This window comes from Streptomyces atratus (assembly GCF_014648655.1).
Lineage (GTDB): Bacteria > Actinomycetota > Actinomycetes > Streptomycetales > Streptomycetaceae > Streptomyces > Streptomyces atratus.
The window spans coordinates 366,367-379,802 of record NZ_BMRN01000002.1 but is presented as its reverse complement, the minus strand read 5'-3'; the positions used below and the strand labels follow the sequence as shown (position 1 = coordinate 379,802).

Here is a 13,436-nt window from a genome sequence, read left to right as displayed (position 1 = left end):
ACGACCTCGGCCTCGGGCTCGGCGGCCTCGGCACTCGCGACGGGCTCCACAACCTCCACGACCTCGGCGGCCTGCGGCGCACCCGCCGGAGCAGTCGCCTTGCGGACGGCACGACGACGGGTACGCGCAGGCGGCGCGGCTTCTGTCGCCGGAGCGCTCTCGGCGTCGGTGGTGGTGTTGTCGGACACTGCGGCGTCATCGGCCGGTATGGCCGGAGCGGCGACATCCTGTGCGTCCGCCACCGGCGGGCCGGCCGGGCGGGACGCGGCGCGGCGCCTGCGGCGCGGCGGCAGCTTGTCTCCGGGTGCGTTGTTCTCTTCGACGTTCCCGGTCGTGCCGGGTTCGTTGGACTGGGGCATGCGGGCGGTTCTCCCGTCAGGCTCCCGGGCGCCGCGTCTGATTCCGGTCCGGCGCGGCCCGCGTGATGTACGCGAGACTGCCGTCCGGGGCGCGGGCGCCGCACGGGAACTCAATGTCTGGCTCGCCGGTTCCGTAGGCGATGTGCGTACGGCCTGGCGAAAGTCTTATGGGTCATCGCGCGGCCCGACCCAGGTGGCTCCCGAGTCGAAGGACTGCGCTGCAACGACCGCCTTACGCGGAACCTGCACCTTCCGGCGCCGTCGCGACAGCGGTCCCGGTGGCCATGGGTGGAGCGGCCGGGGCTGCCTCGCGGTCGGGCGCGAGCGGGTCGGTCACCGTGCCGGACTCCTCGTCGAAGAGCCCCTGCGCCAGCCTGGTCACCGCTGCGGGGACCGGCGGCGCCAGGTCGGCCACAACGCGGAGACCGGACAGGACGTCGTCAGGTCGCACGGCAGGTGTCACGTGCCGAACAACCAGCCGCAGTATCGCACAGGGCTTGTCCTCGGGCCTATCAGACTGTGGATCAAGGGCCTGCAGGTCGACCACGGCGGCGCGGGCGTCGAAGGTCCGCACGCCGTTCTTCGCCCGGCGCTGGACCTCGACGGTCTCGGCCCCGTTGAAAGCGGCCACGGCCTTGACGGCCTCCTCGGTGGAGACACCGTCGAGACGCAGCTCCCAGACGGAGGCGGTCAGCCGGTCGGCGAGACCCGAGGTGCGGGCCTCCACGGCGTCGGTGATGTCGAGACCGTCCGGGAGCGAGGCATTGAGCAGCTCGCGCAGGACGGCCGGATCCCGGGCCTCGGTGAGGGCGATCTCCAGGAACTCGGCCTCACTGCCCGTGCCGGTGGGGGCGGCGTTGGCGTACGACACCTTCGGGTGCGGGGTGAAGCCCGCCGAGTAGGCCATGGGCACCTCGGAGCGGCGCAGTGCCCGCTCGAAGGCGCGCTGGAAGTCACGGTGGCTGGTGAACCGGAGGCGGCCGCGCTTCGTGTAGCGCAGTCGGATGCGCTGCACTGCCGGTGCGGGCGGCGGGCCTTCGGGCTGTCGCTTGCCCAGTGGTTCTTCTCCTCGATGCGGGGCGGACGCGGTGGCACGCCGCCCTCGAAATGCGGGTGGCCCGGGGTGCCCGGTCCGGCTCACCCCCACTCGGCGTTTTTCTCTCCGAGCGAGGAGATCTCTGGTTCGGGCGCCGCGCTGGGCACAATCATTGCTTGTTGTGTTACACCCAGCCTACGCGCAAGGGGGCTCCCCGGTTCCCGGGGCTCGGACGCCCTCGGCCCGCCGACCAGTGCCCGCCATGCGTCACGGCGTGCCCGGGCCACGGTCTCGCGCGCCGTGCGCAGCGCCGCCCGGGCCGCGCGCCCCGCCTCGACGGCGGCCCGCTTGGCGGGGGCCCAGACGGCATCCCGTACGAAATGTCCCACCGGCGTGCACACCGTGCGACAGACCCAGGTCACCGGCGCCCCGATCAGATGCCACGCCAGCCAGGCGATGGCCCGGCCGACGGCCCGCGAGATGTACCCCGCGATGCGCCAGGCGACGCCGAAGGCGGCGGCGATCTCCCGGCCGACCGGGGCGAGAACCCGCCGGTACAGCCGGCCGAGCGGTGCGACGAGCAGTGTCAGAACCAGCCACACCACCGCCGCCCACAGACCGCTCCCGACGGCCGCGATCCCGCGCGCCAGCAGTTCGAGCAGCCAGGTGATGCCATGGCCGAGCGGAGTGAGCAGCTCCCGGTACGCCCAGGCCGGCGGCCGTACGATCAGATGCTCCGCCAGCCAGGAGGCAGCGAGCGCGAGGGGCACCAGGACGTACCGCCACAGGCCGACCACCGGCCGGACGAACAGGGCGGTGAGCACCCAGCCGACCGCGGCGGCGATCCCCTGCCCGGCAGGGGCGAGCAGCTCGCGGTACACCCGGCGCAGCCCGTGGCCGATCGGGGTGAGCACCGCCTCGTACAGCCACACCACCGGCACCACGAGCCCGTACCGCACCGCCGGTACCAGCACATACCGCCAGAGCGCGACCCACGGCCGGACGAAGACCGCCGCGGCCAGCCACAGCAGCGCATGTCCCAGCGGGGTGAGCACCGCCTCGTACAGCCAGACCGTGGGGATCACCACCAGCGTCGCCAGCAGCCAGGACAGGGCCCGGCCCAGGGGGCGCAGCAGGGTGCGGTCGGCGGCGCGGGCTCCCATCACCAGGGCGTCCCAGACCATGCGTACGGGCAGGACGATCACCAGCACCACGATCCGTACCGGAATCCTGATCAGGGTGGTCAGGCAGCCCTCGCCGGCTTCGTAGTGCGCGGGGGCCTGCTGCTTGCCGTGGTCCATGCCGGACATGACGCGAAGGCCCGGTCCGGAGTTTCCGGGACCGGGCCTTCGTCACCGAGCTGTCACCCGGAAGTGCACACCTGAGGCGCCTACTTCACGACCGACAACGGCAGGAGCTTCTTGCCGGTCGGGCCGATCTGAATACTCGTGTCCATCTGCGGGCAGACGCCGCAGTCGAAGCACGGGGTCCAGCGGCAGTCCTCGACCTCGGTCTCGTCGAGCGAGTCCTGCCAGTCCTCCCAGAGCCAGTCCTTGTCGAGACCGGAGTCCAGGTGGTCCCAGGGCAGGACCTCCTCGTAGGTCCGCTCACGCGTGGTGTACCAGTCGACGTCCACGCCGTGGTCGGGCAGTGTCTTCTCGGCGGCGGCCATCCAGCGGTCGTAGCTGAAGTGCTCGCGCCAGCCGTCGAAGCGACCGCCGGACTCGTAGACCGCGCGGATGACGGAGCCGACACGGCGGTCGCCGCGCGAGAGCAGGCCCTCGACGATGCCGGGCTTGCCGTCGTGGTAGCGGAAGCCGATGGAGCGGCCGTACTTCTTGTCGCCGCGGATCTTGTCGCGGAGCTTGGCCAGCCGGGCGTCGGTCTCCTCGGCGCCGAGCTGCGGGGCCCACTGGAACGGCGTGTGCGGCTTGGGCACGAAGCCGCCGATGGAGACGGTGCAGCGGATGTCGTTCTGGCCGGAGACCTCGCGGCCCTTGGCGATCACATTGACCGCCATGTCACCGATCTGGAGGACGTCCTCGTCGGTCTCGGTGGGCAGACCGCACATGAAGTACAGCTTCACCTGGCGCCAGCCGTTGCCGTACGCGGTGGCGACGGTTCGGATGAGGTCCTCTTCCGAGACCATCTTGTTGATGACCTTGCGCATGCGCTCGGAGCCGCCCTCGGGGGCGAAGGTGAGCCCGGAGCGACGGCCGTTACGGGTCAGCTCGTTGGCCAGGTCCACGTTGAACGCGTCGACGCGGGTGGACGGCAGCGAGAGGCCGATCTTGTCCTCGGTGTACCGGTCGGCGAGGCCCTTGGCGATCTCGCCGATCTCGGTGTGGTCCGCGGAGGAGAGCGAGAGCAGGCCGACCTCTTCGAAGCCGGTCGCCTTGAGGCCCTTCTCGACCATCTCGCCGATGCCGGTGATGCTTCGCTCCCGCACGGGGCGCGTGATCATGCCGGCCTGGCAGAAACGGCAGCCGCGGGTGCAGCCGCGGAAGATCTCGACGGACATCCGCTCATGGACGGTCTCGGCGAGGGGAACGAGGGGCTGCTTCGGGTACGGCCACTCGTCGAGGTCCATCACGGTGTGCTTGGACACCCGCCACGGCACCCCCGACTTGTTGGGCACGACACGGCCGATGCGCCCGTCCGGGAGGTACTCCACGTCGTAGAAGCCCGGGACATAGACGCCACCGGTCTTCGCGAGGCGGAAGAGCACCTCTTCGCGACCGCCGGGGCGGCCTTCGGCCTTCCAGGCGCGGATGATCTCGGTGATCTCCAGGACGGCCTGCTCGCCGTCGCCGACGACCGCGCAGTCGATGAACTCCGCGATCGGCTCGGGGTTGAACGCGGCGTGGCCGCCGGCCAGCACGATCGGGTCGTCGACGGTGCGGTCCTTGGCGTCCAGCGGGATGCCCGCGAGATCCAGGGCAGTGAGCATGTTGGTGTAGCCGAGTTCGGTGGAGAAGCTCAGCCCGAAGACGTCGAACGCCTTGACCGGGCGGTGGCCGTCCACGGTGAACTGCGGGACCTTGTGCTCGCGCATCAGCTCTTCGAGGTCCGGCCACACGCTGTAGGTGCGCTCGGCGAGGACGCCCTGGCGCTCGTTGAGCACCTCGTACAGGATCATGACGCCCTGGTTGGGGAGTCCGACCTCGTATGCGTCCGGGTACATCAGCGCCCAGCGGACGTCGCATTCGTCCCACGGCTTGACGGTGGAGTTCAGCTCACCGCCGACGTACTGGATGGGCTTCTGCACATGCGGGAGCAGAGCTTCGAGCTGTGGGAAGACCGAATCGACAGACATCGCGAACTTTCGAGAGCCGGCAAGGGTGACCATCAAGCGTAACCCGATGCTCAGCCTTCCAGCGCCGCCCGCACGCGCGGCTGCGACGCCCGCTCCCACAGCTGCGGCAGCTCCCGCTCCTGGGCGGCGGCGGCTGCTTCCTCCCGCCCGTACAGCAGTCCCCAGGTGAATGCAGGCTCCCCGGCCGCATGCGCCTGGACGGCCAGGGTGCGCAGGGCGTCGCGGGCCACCACGCTGTCCTGGTGGTCGCCGAGGAGGGTCTGCACGGCCTTCATCCGTTCGGCGATCCGCTCGGCCGGCTTCCCGAGCGCGGGCCGGGCCGCCTCCGCCGCGTAACGGGCGCGCTTGGCGGCCTTGCGGGCGTCGTGCATGGCGAGGTCCCGGTCGTGACCGGGCTGGAGCTCCAGGGCGTGGCCGACGCGGGTCGCGAGGCGCTCGTACTCCTTCAGAACGGCGCGGGGCAGGGCCTGCTCGGGGGCGTGGGAAGCGGCGGGCAGCAGCGGCGGGGCGGCGAGCAGGGCGTCGAGGCTCTCCAGGAGTGCCAGGTACCGCTTCCCGTCGAGTACGGCGACGGTCCGGCGACGGGAGCCGCCCCGGCGGGCCACCGACCAGATCCGCAGCCGGCTGCGCACGGGGCCGAGGATCAGGGTGCGGGGCAGTTCGGCGAGGCCGGAGCTCAGACGGGCGTCGAGAACCTCCTGGTCGCGGTCGATACCGAGCTCGGCGGCCAGCCATTTCAGCTCGTCGCCGACCGGGTCGGTGACGCTCCGGTCGAGGATCTTCCGGTACGTCCGCAGCGCGCTGCGCAGTCTGCGGGTGGCGACCCGCATCTGGTGCACGGAGTCGGGGAGGTCGCGTCGTACGGCGGGGTCGAGGTCGACGATCGCCTCGCTCTGCTGGCGGATGTACGCGAGGACGTGGTCGCCCGCGGTGGGTTGCCCGGCCTTCCCGCGCGCTCCCTTGTCCCGCTTCCGCTTCCGCTCCGGCGCGGTCGCGGCGAGCGCCCTGGCCAGCTTGGACGGCGATGCGGACGGGTGGACACCGGCCTTGCGCAGCCGGCGTTCGACGGCGTCGAGGAGGGTGGGGTCGACGTCGTCGGCGAGTTCGACCTCGATCTCGGTCCAGGCGGCCGTGCCGCTGCCGCCCGTCAGCCGTTCGGCCCGCGCCGTGTCGATGCTGACCTCGGCGAGCAGCGCGCCCTCGGCATCGAGCAGGTGGTGGACGTCACGGGCGGTGCGCAGCCGTACGACGGGGACCAGTTCGCTCATCCGGACCCGGGAGCGGAGCAGTCCGGCGAGGGAGCGCGGCAGGGTGTCGGAGAGCGGTTCCCGGAACTCGTCCCGGATGCCGGAGGCGACCGGGAATTTGAGGTGCCAGCCGGCGTCGCTCCCGCCTGTGCGGCGGCGCAGGGTGAGGGAGCCGGCCATGAGCCGGAGGTCCTCGGTGTCGTAGTAGACGGCGTCCAGTTCGCTGACGCCCCGGTGAGCGACGGCCGAGACCCCGGCCACCCGGCTCAGGTCGGGGAGCCGGGTTTCCGCGGTGGCTTCGTACTTCCGCTCGATCTCACGCTTCGAGTCCGCCATGACCCGAATCTAGACGTGTTGCACGCGAATGGGCAGTGCTCCCGTCCCGGCTCAGGCACTTATCGGCCGCTGCACCCTGATCGACTGGAGCAGTCCGACGGCCACCCAGACGGCGAACATCGAGGACCCTCCGTACGAGACGAAGGGCAGTGGAAGCCCTGCGACCGGCATGATGCCGAGCGTCATCCCGATGTTCTCGAACGCCTGGAAGGCGAACCAGGCGATGATTCCGGCGGCGACGATCGTGCCGTACAGCTCGGTCGTCTCGCGGGCGATCCGGCAGGCGCGCCACAGGACGACGCCGAGCAGGACGAGGATCAGCCCGGCGCCGAGAAAGCCGAGCTCCTCGCCCGCGACGGTGAAGACGAAGTCGGTCTGCTGCTCGGGGACGAATTGGCCGGTGGTCTGGGTGCCCTGGAAGAGGCCGGTTCCGGTGAGGCCGCCGGAACCGATCGCGATGCGTGCCTGGTTGGTGTTGTAGCCGACGCCCGCCGGGTCGAGCGCCGGGTTGGCGAAGGCGGCGAAGCGGGCGATCTGGTAGTCGTCGAGCAGGCCGAGCTGCCAGATGGCGACGGCGCCGGCCGTGCCCGCGCCGAGGAGGCCGAAGACCCAGCGGTTCGAAGCGCCGGAGGCGAGGAGCACACCGAGCACGATGACGGCCATGACCATCACCGAACCGAGGTCCGGCATCCCCATGACGACGGCCATCGGAATGGCCGCGAGGCCGAGGGCCTTGGCGACGGTCCGGTGGTCGGGGTGGAGCTGGTCGCCCGCGTCGACGCGCTCGGCGAGCAGCATCGCCATGATCAGGATGATGGTGATCTTGGTGAACTCGGACGGCTGGAGCGAGAAGCCGCCGCCGATGATGATCCAGGCGTGCGCGCCGTTGACGGTGGCGCCGAGCGGGGTGAGGACCGCCAGTACGAGGAGCACCGAGAGGCCGTAGAGGATCGGGACGGCTCCGCGCAGGGTGCGGTGGCCGAGCCAGATCGTGCCGACCATCAGGGCGAAGCCGATTCCGGTGTTGAGCGCGTGCCGGAGGAGGAAGTAGTACGGGTCGCCGTGCGTGAGCGAGTCACGGCCCCGGGTCGCCGAGTAGACCAGCAGCGAGCCGATGAAGGAGAGCGCGATCGCGGACCCGAGCAGCGGCCAGTCGAGTTTGCGTACGAGGGAGTCGCGGGCGGTGAGTTTGCCCCAGGCGGAGCGCTCGGGGGCGTACCGCGAGACGGAGAAGCCGGCCATCAGTCGCGCCTCCCGAGCACTGCCGCGAGGGTCTGCTCCTCCGGGGTCTTCTGCGAGTTCGGGTCGTACGGCTTGATCTCCGGGGCGTCGATCGAGCCGTCGTGCTGAATCTTCGGCAGGGACTTCTGCGGGGTGGGCAGCAGCGCCTTCTTGAGGTCCTGCTTGCCGGAGTCGTCGAGTCCGTAGAGCGCGTCGTAGATGTTGCGCACGGCGGGCCCGGAGGCGCCGGAGCCCGTACCACCCTGGGAGATCGTCATGACGATCGAGTAGTCCTTGGTGTACGTGGCGAACCACGAGGTCGTCTGCTTGCCGTAGACCTCGGCCGTACCCGTCTTGGCGTGCATCGGGATCTTGTCCTGCGGCCAGCCGCCGAATCGCCAGGCGGCGGTACCGCGGGTCGCGACGCCCGCCAGCGCCCCCTCCATCTCCTTCAGGGTCTTGGCGCTGGCCGGCAGCTTGCCGTGCGACTTGGGCCCGATCATGCTGACGTGCTTGCCGTCGGGGCTGACGATCGCCTTGCCGACGGTCGGGTCGTAGAGCGTGCCGCCGTTGCTGATGGCGGCGTAGATGGTCGCCATCTGGATCGGGGTGACAAGGGTGTCGCCCTGGCCGATGGAGTAGTTGATCGAGTCATAGGCGTGCAGCTTCATGCCCTCGAGGCAGTTCTCGTGGGCGAGCACGGTGTTGAAGTCCTTCTTCTTGGGCCACTTCTTGGCCTGTTCGCACCACGCGTCCTTGTTGGCCTTCCAGAAGTCCTTCTTCCACTGGCGGTCGGGGACGCGGCCGGTGACCTCGTTGGGGAGGTCGATGCCGGTCTCCTTGCCGAGGCCGAACTGGTGGGCGGTCTTGAAGAACCAGTCCTTGGCGTTCTTCTTCGGCTTCATCCCGCCGTCCTTCTGCCACTGCTGGTAGCCGAGGGCGTAGAAGACGGTGTCGCAGGAGACCTCGAGTGCCCGGCCCAGGGTGATCGGGCCGTGGCTCTGCGATTCGAAGTTCTGGTAGGTGTGACCCTCGGCGGTGTACGAGCTGCCGCAGGAGTAGTGGCCGTCGAACGGGTAGCCCGCCTGGACGGAGGCCGCGGTCGAGACGACCTTGAAGATCGAGCCCGGTGCGGCCTGACCCTGGATGCCGCGGTTGAGCAGCGGGTAGTTGGACTTCTTGCTGGTCATCCGGGCGTAGTCCTTGCCCGAGATGCCGCCGACCCAGGCGTTGGGGTCGTAGTCGGGCAGGGAGGCCATCGCGACGACCCGGCCGGTCTTGGCCTCCATGACGACGACAGCGCCGGAGTCGGCCTTGTAGTTCTCGCCGGTGTTCTTGTCGAACTGGGTACGGGCGACCTTCATCGCGTCGTTCAGCTCGTACTCCGCGACGGCCTGGACCCGGGCGTCGATGGAAGTGACGACGCTCGATCCGGGCTCGGCCTTGTCGTCCTTCGCCTGGCCGATGACCCGGCCGAGGTTGTCCACCTCGTAGCGGGTGACGCCGGCCTTGCCGCGCAGCTCCTTGTCGTAGGTGCGCTCCAGGCCGGAGCGGCCGACCTGGTCGGAGCGGAGGTACGGCGAGTCGGTGTCCTGGGCCTTGGTGATCTCTTCGTCGGTGACGGGCGAGAGGTAGCCGAGGACCTGCGCAGTGTTGGCCTTGCCGGGTGCGACGTAGCGGCGTACGGCGGTGGGTTCGGCGGTGATGCCGGGGAAGTCCTCGGCGCGCTCGCGGATCTCGAGGGCCTGCTGGGTGGTGGCCTCGTCGGTCACCGGGATCGGCTGATAAGGCGAACCGTTCCAGCAGGGCTGCGGCGTCTTCGCGTCGCAGAGCCGGATCTTGTCGAAGACGTCTTTCGGCTTCATGCCGAGCACAGCGGCGAGCCGGGTCAGGACGCCCTTGCCGTCGTCGTCCATCTTCAGCAGATCGGTGCGGCTGGCGGAGACGACCAGGCGGGTCTCGTTGTCGGCGAGGGGCACCCCGCGCGCGTCGAGGATCGACCCGCGGACTGCCGGCTGGACGACCTGCTGGACGTGGTTGTTCCTCGCCTCGTCGCTGTACTCCTGGCCGTTGCGGATCTGGAGATACCAGAGGCGCCCGCCGAGGGTGAACAGCAGGGAGAAGACGAGGACCTGGATGACGACGAGACGGATCTGGACCCGCTGGGTCCGGCCGGTCTCGGGGATATTGCTCACGGGGCGCCCCCGGTGGTGGTCGGGCCGGAGATGCGGGGGGTGTCCCCGCTGTGGTGCGGCCTCACAGTCGCTTGACTCCCTTGATCCGTCCGGCGCGTGCCGCTCGGTTGCGGGCGACCTTGACGCGCAGTCCGCCGCGCTGGCTGCCGATCCGCAGTCCGGTGCCGGAGGCCAGCCAGCCCGCGGCGACGTCGCCGCCGGAGGAGTCGGAGAGCGGATCGTTCACCGTGCGTCTGGCGATCGCCATGATCAGGGGAACGACGAACGGCGCGAGGAGCAGGTCGTAGACGGCGGCGGTGAACAGCAGGCTGCCGAGGCCCACATGACGGGCCGCCGTGTCCCCGACGAGCGCGCCGACGAGCGCGTACAGCAGCGTCGAGCCGATCGCTGCGGCGACTACCGCGACCATCGGTACGAAGGCCGACTTGAGCTGCCCGTTCTCCGGCTTGACCAGTCCGGCGAAGTAGCCGATGACGCAGAGGACCAGTGCGTAGCGTCCGGCTGCGTGGTCGGCGGGTGGCGCCAGGTCGGCGAGGAGTCCCGCGCCGAAGCCGATGAGGGCGCCGCTGACATGCCCGTACACGAAGGCGAGTCCGAGGACGACGAGGAGCAACAGGTCGGGCACGGCGCCGGGAAGCTGGAGGCGGGCGAGCACGGAAACCTGGACGACGAGGGCGACCACGACCAGGACGATGGAGAGCAGAGTCCGGTTCAAGCGCATGGGGATCAGCTCTACCTCTGCTCGTCTACCGCGTTGTCGGCGCTCGGTGTGGCGTTCGGACCGCCGCTCGGGTCCGGGCTTCCGCTGGGGTCCGGGCTCTCGTTGACATTCCCGACGACGTTGCCGGCGGCGTCGACGATGTCGCCGTTGGGCGAGATCGTGACGGTGACGGTCGGAGTGGGTTTGGGTTTGGCGGGCTTGGCGGGCGCCTTCGGGAGGAGCATGTCGCGGGGGTCCTGGCGCGGGGCCTGGACGACGATGCCGACGATGTCGAGCTTGCTGAACCCGACGTACGGGCGGACATAGACGGTACGGGTCAGGCCGCCGCCCGACGGGTCGACGCGGACGACCTCACCGACCGGGACGCCGGGCACGAACGGTTTGTTCTTGCTGGAGCCGAAGGTGACAAGACGGTCGCCCTTCTTCACCTTGGCCTTGCCGTTGAGGAACTGGACGGACAGCGGCTGGGAGCCCTGGCCGGTGGCGAAGCCCAGTTCGTCGGTCTTCTCCATACGGGTGCCGACGGTGAAGTCGGGGTCGTTGGCCAGGAGCACCGTGGCCGTGTCCGGGCCGACGGTGGTGATCCGGCCGACGAGACCGTCGCCGTTGATGACGGTCATGTCGCGCTTGATGCCGTCGTTGGAGCCCGCGTCGATCGTGACCGTCCAGGAGAAGCCCTGGGCCGCTCCTATGGCGATGACCTCGGCGGCCTTGATGCCGTACTGTCCGGCGGCCGACTTCTTCAGCATCCGGTCCAGCTCGCGGACCCGGTTGCGGTTCTGGTCGTCGCTGCCGAGCTTCGTCTTGAGCGCGGCGTTCTGCTGCTCCAGCTCGGCGATCCGGTTGTGCCGTGCACCGGAGTCGCGTACCGCCCCTATGGCGTTGCCCACCGGGTCGACGGCTGCCGCGACGCCTTTCTCAACCGGCCCGAAGACCGTGGCGGCGGCCCGCCGGGCGCCGTCCACCGGTGACTCCTCGCCGCCGCGGATGTCCACCGTGATCAATGCGAATGCGATGGCGATCAGCAGCACCAGGAGCAGCCGGCTCTCTCGTGTGTCCCTCACGTGCGGCGGCCGTGCCTTCCTCGTCGGAATGTTCGTGCCTGTATATCAACGATCGGCCGTACGGAGCGGCAGTGGTCCGTACAGCAGACCGATGTGTTGTTCATCCGTGGGCCGGGCCGTGCGGCTACCTGCGGGGCTGGGCGTCCAGCACCTGCTGGAGCGCCTCGAACTCCTCGACGCACTTGCCGGACCCGAGCGCCACCGAGTCCAGCGGGTCCTCGGCGATGTGGATCGGCATGCCGGTCTCGCGCCGCAGCCGCTCGTCCAGTCCGCGCAGCAGCGCGCCGCCGCCGGTGAGGACGATGCCGCGGTCCATGACGTCGCCGGAGAGCTCCGGCGGGCACTTGTCGAGCGTGGTCTTCACCGCGTCGACGATCGCGTTGACCGGCTCCTCGATGGCCTTGCGGACCTCGGCGGCCGAGACGACCACGGTCTTGGGCAACCCGGAGACCAGGTCGCGGCCGCGAATCTCGGTGTGCTCGTCCTTGTCCATGTCGTACGCCGAACCGATCGTGATCTTGATCTGTTCGGCGCTGCGCTCACCGAGGAGCAGCGAGTACTCCTTCTTGATGTGCTGGATGATCGCGTTGTCCAGCTCGTCACCGGCGACCCGGATCGACTGGGCAGTGACGATTCCGCCGAGCGAGATGACCGCGACCTCGGTGGTGCCGCCACCGATGTCGACCACCATGTTGCCAGTGGCCTCGTGGACCGGCAGCCCCGATCCGATGGCCGCCGCCATGGGCTCCTCGATGATGTGCACCTGGCGCGCGCCGGCCTGCGTCGATGCCTCGATGACGGCGCGTCGCTCGACCCCGGTGATGCCGGAGGGCACGCAGACGACGACCCGCGGGCGGGCCAGGTAGCGGCGCTTGTGGATCTTCAGGATGAAGTAGCGGAGCATCCGCTCGGTGATCTCGAAGTCGGCGATCACGCCGTCCTTCAGGGGCCGTACGGCAACGATGTTGCCCGGTGTACGCCCGATCATCTTCTTGGCCTCGGAGCCGACCGCCAGGATGCCGCCGGTGTTGGTGTTGATGGCCACGACGGACGGCTCGTTCAGAACGATGCCGCGCCCCCTGACGTACACCAGCGTGTTGGCAGTCCCGAGGTCGATAGCCATGTCACGGCCGATGAACGACATTGAGTTCCCCTTGTTCCCCATGAGGATGCGTCGGGCCTTCCGGACAAGCGATGATGGCTTGTTCTGGTTGGCGAGGTGAGCGCTGTGGGCGTGGAAGATTCCATCGTAGTGCCGTGTGCACGGACACCGCGCGAGGGTCCTTCGCCTTTGTGGGCGGAACGGGTGGCCGTTCCACTCATGGTGACGTTACGTCGGAGTGATGCGTTCCCGCGATCCGGAACCCTATGCCGAAGGGCGACCGAATTAATTCGGTCGCCCCAGGTCATGAGCGCTGTTCGGCTGATCAGGGGTCAGGAAAGGCCCGGGAAGAAGAGCTTCAGTTCTCGCTCTGCGGACTCCTCGGAGTCCGAGGCGTGGATGAGGTTCTCCCGCGTGATCGTGCCGAAGTCACCACGGATGGAGCCGGGCGCGGCGGCGATCGGGTCGGTGGGGCCGGCCAGCGTACGGATGCCCTCGATGACCCGCTCGCCCTCGGCGACCAGCGCCACGATCGGGCCGGACTGCATGAACTCGACGAGCGGCTCGTAGAAGGGGCGGCCGACGTGCTCGGCGTAGTGCTGCTCCAGCGTGGCGCGGTCGAGGGTGCGCAGCTCCAGCGCGGTGATCCGCCAGCCGGCCTTGCGCTCGATCCGCCCGACGATCTCGCCGACGAGTCCGCGCCGGACGGCGTCGGGCTTGAGGAGAACGAGGGTGCGCTGGGTCATGGTGTGCGGCTCCTTGCAGGCATGCGGGTGCGGTGAAGCGAGGCTACAGGGGTACGGGGACGGCCCTGCGGCCGGGTTTGGCCACGGGGTGCC

General features: G+C 69.7%; 11 protein-coding genes. All 11 read right to left on the bottom strand.

Annotated elements, in window-relative coordinates; genetic code table 11:
- The coding region (locus tag IEZ15_RS44455) for a hypothetical protein (protein ID WP_229845738.1) at nt 1-359 on the bottom strand (359 nt) is incomplete at its 3' end.
- 232 nt (nt 360-591) lie between these two features.
- Nucleotides 592-1,374, bottom strand: a complete 783-nt coding sequence (locus IEZ15_RS04670) for a TIGR03936 family radical SAM-associated protein (RefSeq protein WP_114244474.1) — start codon at nt 1,372-1,374, stop codon at nt 592-594.
- A 122-nt stretch (nt 1,375-1,496) separates the two neighbouring features.
- Entirely contained in the window at nt 1,497-2,696 is a 1,200-nt protein-coding gene (locus tag IEZ15_RS04665) for a hypothetical protein (RefSeq protein ID WP_229845749.1), read from the bottom strand.
- Between the two features lie 89 nt (nt 2,697-2,785).
- Complete coding sequence (locus IEZ15_RS04660; protein WP_114248996.1) at nt 2,786-4,711, bottom strand: TIGR03960 family B12-binding radical SAM protein; 1,926 nt, start codon at nt 4,709-4,711, stop codon at nt 2,786-2,788.
- 50 nt (nt 4,712-4,761) lie between these two features.
- A complete protein-coding gene (locus tag IEZ15_RS04655) occupies nt 4,762-6,294 on the bottom strand; it encodes a CYTH and CHAD domain-containing protein (protein WP_189274440.1) in 1,533 nt (510 codons plus the stop codon).
- A 51-nt stretch (nt 6,295-6,345) separates the two neighbouring features.
- Nucleotides 6,346-7,536: a rod shape-determining protein RodA gene (gene rodA, locus IEZ15_RS04650; protein ID WP_189274438.1), complete on the bottom strand. Its 1,191-nt coding sequence runs from the start codon at nt 7,534-7,536 to the stop codon at nt 6,346-6,348.
- Nucleotides 7,536-9,710, bottom strand: coding sequence for a penicillin-binding protein 2 (gene mrdA / locus IEZ15_RS04645; protein WP_189274436.1), 2,175 nt, complete (start codon nt 9,708-9,710; stop codon nt 7,536-7,538). The genes rodA and mrdA overlap by 1 nt, the downstream gene beginning before the upstream one ends.
- Nucleotides 9,711-9,771: 61 nt before the next feature.
- Nucleotides 9,772-10,431 carry a rod shape-determining protein MreD gene (gene mreD, locus IEZ15_RS04640; RefSeq protein WP_114244478.1) on the bottom strand — a complete coding sequence of 220 codons (660 nt, stop codon included), beginning with the start codon at nt 10,429-10,431 and terminating at the stop codon, nt 9,772-9,774.
- An 11-nt stretch (nt 10,432-10,442) separates the two neighbouring features.
- Nucleotides 10,443-11,495, bottom strand: coding sequence for a rod shape-determining protein MreC (mreC, locus tag IEZ15_RS04635; RefSeq protein ID WP_189274434.1), 1,053 nt, complete (start codon nt 11,493-11,495; stop codon nt 10,443-10,445).
- 124 nt (nt 11,496-11,619) lie between these two features.
- Nucleotides 11,620-12,639 (bottom strand): rod shape-determining protein, encoded by a 1,020-nt coding sequence (locus tag IEZ15_RS04630; protein WP_114244480.1) that lies wholly within the window; start codon nt 12,637-12,639, stop codon nt 11,620-11,622.
- A 290-nt stretch (nt 12,640-12,929) separates the two neighbouring features.
- Nucleotides 12,930-13,343: a nucleoside-diphosphate kinase gene (ndk, locus tag IEZ15_RS04625; RefSeq protein ID WP_093898216.1), complete on the bottom strand. Its 414-nt coding sequence runs from the start codon at nt 13,341-13,343 to the stop codon at nt 12,930-12,932.
- Between the last annotated feature and the right edge of the window lie 93 nt (nt 13,344-13,436).